Here is a 3402-nt window from a genome sequence, read left to right as displayed (position 1 = left end):
CGGCCGGGGCGCCTGCGACGCGATCCTCGACGCCGCGTCCCTCGCGGCCTCCCTCACGACCGCCCGCGGCGCCGCGCCCCCAGCAGTTCCCCTCGATACGGCGTCCGCCTCCGCAGCGGCCCGGAACGCTGCGGCCCGGGACGCGGCGTCCGCCTCCGCGGCAGTCCCCGATGCCGCGCAGCCGGGGGAGTCGCATCGGGATGGCGGTCCTGCCGGAGCGTCCGAGGCCGCTCCCGACCTCTCGACCGCCCTGCGCCACTGGCAGACTCGCCGCCTTCCCGCGACGACGGGCGCTCGCTGGGCGGCCGGGGCCGTCATGCGGGTGGCGGTCCTCGATCACGGTCACCGGGCCCGGGACGGCGCCTTCCGTGCCGCCGGACGGCTCCTCGAACGGACGCCTGGGAGATGACGTCTTCTGGTGGGTGGAGCAGCCCACGGTGGGGCGTGGGCTGTCTCCCCACGAGGGATCGATTCGGCCGTGCGGTGCCTGGTCGCTCACCCGGGCGGGACGACACACTCGCCTCGTCGGCAGCGCCGAGGCCGGCCGGTCCACGAGACCCCGCTGCCGGGTGTGCGGGACGGCCACGTCGCGCCGCTCACGCCGTCGCGGCGGCGTCCGCAGCGGAGATGTGCGCCAGCTGGCGCCAGACGAGGGCCAGGGTGATCCCCGACCCGACGAACGCGAACCAGAACGGCGCGGCGAGTCCCCAGTGCTCGGCGATGACGCCTCCGAGCGCCTGGCCGACGACGAGACCGGCGAACAGCCCGACGACGTAGACGCTCGTCACCCGGCCCTGGAGCTCGGTCGGGACGACCCGCTGCCGGACCCGGCTGGACAGCGTGCCCCACACGAAGGCATACCCCCCGAAGACCACCATGATGACGACGGCCACCCACCCGGTCGTCGTCACGGCGAGGGACAGGTGGGTGGCGACCTCGAGCGTCAGACAGGCGCGCATGAGGGTCGAGAGGGCGACGTGCCGCTCGAGCCAGCCGTAGCCGAGGGTCGCGGCGACCCCACCGGCCGCCGTCGCCGTCGTGAGCAGGCCGAATCCGACCTCCCCCATGTGGAGCCGGTCGAGCGAGTAGAGGACGAGGACCGACCAGGCCGCGCCCCACGTCACGTTGAAGACGAGGATGACGATGGCGAGCGTCCGCATCGCCGCGTGCTGGGTGAGCCAGCGCAGCCCCTCGGCGATGTCGTGCCGGATGTGGCTGCGGACGTCCGGTCGCACGGAGCCGCGGGGCACGGCGACCCTGCCCATGAGGACGACGCCGAAGGCGACGCATACCGCTTGGGCGAGGAACGGGATGACCATGCCGGTGGCGAAGAGGAAGGCGCCGATCGGTGGGCCGATGAGCTGGTTCGCCGTGAGGTTGCCGGCCTGCATCCGGGCGTTGCCGATGCCGAGGTCGTCCTTGTCGAGGAGCATCGGGAGGAGGGTCATGGACGCGCTGTCGGCGAAGACCTCGCCGATCCCGAAGACGAACATCGTGACGAGGACGACGGTGATGTCGACCCAGCCGGTCGCGATGGTCACGGCGAGGACGAGGACGACGAGTGCCCGGGCCGCGTCGGCGCCCATGACGAGGAGCTTGCGGTCGATGCGGTCGGCGACGGCCCCCGCATACAGTCCGAGGAGGAGCCACGGAAGACGCTGGAGCAGCCCGGCGAGCGCGACGAGGAAGGCGCTGTGGGTCTGGGTCGCGACGAGAAGTGGGCCGGCGGCGAGGGCGACACCGTCCCCGAGGTTGCTCACGAGGTTGGAGCCGAAGAGCCACCGGAACGCCGCGCCCATGCGCGGCGGGAAGGCGACGTCGACGATCCGGGACACGAACATCCGAGCCTACGCCCGGTAAGCCTTTGCGCCCCTGGGCCGCGCCGGGCAGGCTGCCGGGATGACCTGCTTCGTGAGCCACACCACCGTGGACTGTCATGACGCGTATGCCCTGTCCGAGTGGTGGCGCGACCTGCTCGGGTATGCCATGGACGAGGACGATCCCAACGAGCCGGGGCACGCGGAGTGCTCCATCGCCGACCCCGACACCGGTCACGCCATCCTCTTCATCGAGGTGCCCGACGAGGAGCTGCCGGCCAAGCGGATCCACTTCGACCTGCGACCGCGCGAGGGCACTCGCGACGAGGAGGTGGCCCGGCTCGAGGGGCTCGGTGTCACGGTGCTGGCGGACCTGCGCGGGCAGTACGGCCCCGGCACCGGATGGGTCGTCTTCGCCGACCCGGAGGGCAACGAGTTCTGCGTCCTGCGCTCGCCCGAGGAGCTCGCCGCCGCCGAGTAGTCCCTCGCCTCGAGAGCACCGGGTCGCGAGCGATTTCCGGGTCCGGCGCCTCGGGTCGTAGACTGGACGCACGACCGGTCTCGTGCCGGTCGAATTCGCGTGTCCTTCTCCCGTCTGACCGGATCGCCGTGAAGCCGGGGACGCACCACGGCAGTCCGTATGCGATGCATACGGTGGGGTGCGTCAGGGCACCAGGCAGGCGGCGCGCACCCGTGCGTCGCCGACGGAACTGACAACGACATAGGAGAACACGGCATGGCCGTCGTCACCATGCGCCAGCTCCTCGAGAGCGGCGTCCACTTCGGGCACCAGACCCGCCGGTGGAACCCCAAGATGAAGCGCTTCATCATGACGGAGCGCAACGGCATCTACATCATCGACCTGCAGCAGTCGCTGACCTACATCAACAACGCCTACGAGTTCGTCAAGGAGACCGTCGCCCACGGTGGCACGATCCTCTTCGTCGGCACGAAGAAGCAGGCTCAGGAACCGGTCGCCGAGCAGGCGACCCGGGTCGGGATGCCCTACGTCAACCACCGCTGGCTCGGTGGGATGCTCACCAACTTCGGCACGATCTCCAAGCGCCTCACCCGCCTGAAGGAGCTCGAGGAGCTCGACTACGACAACGTCGCCGCGTCGGGCTACACCAAGAAGGAGCTCCTCATCCTCAAGCGGGAGAAGGACAAGCTCGAGAAGACGCTCGGTGGCATCCGGAGCATGACGAAGGTTCCGTCGGCCGTGTGGATCGTCGACACGAAGAAGGAGCACCTCGCCGTCGACGAGGCCCGCAAGCTCGGCCTGCCGGTCATCGCGATCCTCGACACGAACTGCGACCCCGACGAGGTCGACTACAAGATCCCCGGCAACGACGACGCCATCCGCTCCGTCACGCTGCTGACCCGCGTCATCGCCGACGCCGTCGCCGAGGGCCTCGTGGCCCGCTCCGGCGCGCGCACCGCCGACGAGGAGGGCGCCGTCGCGAACGACGAGCCGCTCGCCGAGTGGGAGCGCGAGCTGCTCGCCACCGAGACGGCGGCCGAGGCGACCCAGGTCGCCCCTGTCGAGACCCCGTCCGCGGAGGCGGCGGCCGAGATCCCGACGGCC

The 3402-nt window shown here is 71.1% G+C and carries 4 protein-coding genes; 3 read left to right on the top strand and 1 reads right to left on the bottom strand.

Translation table 11 applies throughout. The features are described 5' to 3' along the window. On the top strand, positions 1 to 409 hold a 409-nt coding region (locus BN12_RS26330), incomplete at its 5' end, for a hypothetical protein (protein ID WP_048555287.1). Between the two features lie 187 nt (positions 410 to 596). Here BN12_RS26330 and BN12_RS20185 read toward each other — a convergent pair. After that, the gene (locus BN12_RS20185; protein WP_048555285.1) at positions 597 to 1841 is read right to left on the bottom strand and encodes an MFS transporter; all 1245 of its coding nucleotides are present in this window, start codon (positions 1839 to 1841) and stop codon (positions 597 to 599) included. A 58-nt stretch (positions 1842 to 1899) separates the two neighbouring features. Here BN12_RS20185 and BN12_RS20180 point away from each other — a divergent pair, with 58 nt between their 5' ends. Then, a complete protein-coding gene (locus BN12_RS20180) occupies positions 1900 to 2298 on the top strand; it encodes a VOC family protein (RefSeq protein ID WP_048555283.1) in 399 nt (132 codons plus the stop codon). A 255-nt stretch (positions 2299 to 2553) separates the two neighbouring features. After that, positions 2554 to 3402 (top strand): 30S ribosomal protein S2 (rpsB, locus tag BN12_RS20175; protein WP_083454801.1); only part of this gene is annotated, 849 nt, incomplete at its 3' end.

This window comes from Nostocoides japonicum T1-X7, from assembly GCF_001046855.1.
GTDB lineage: Bacteria > Actinomycetota > Actinomycetes > Actinomycetales > Dermatophilaceae > Nostocoides > Nostocoides japonicum.
This window is presented reverse-complemented; position numbering and strand designations above follow the sequence as displayed.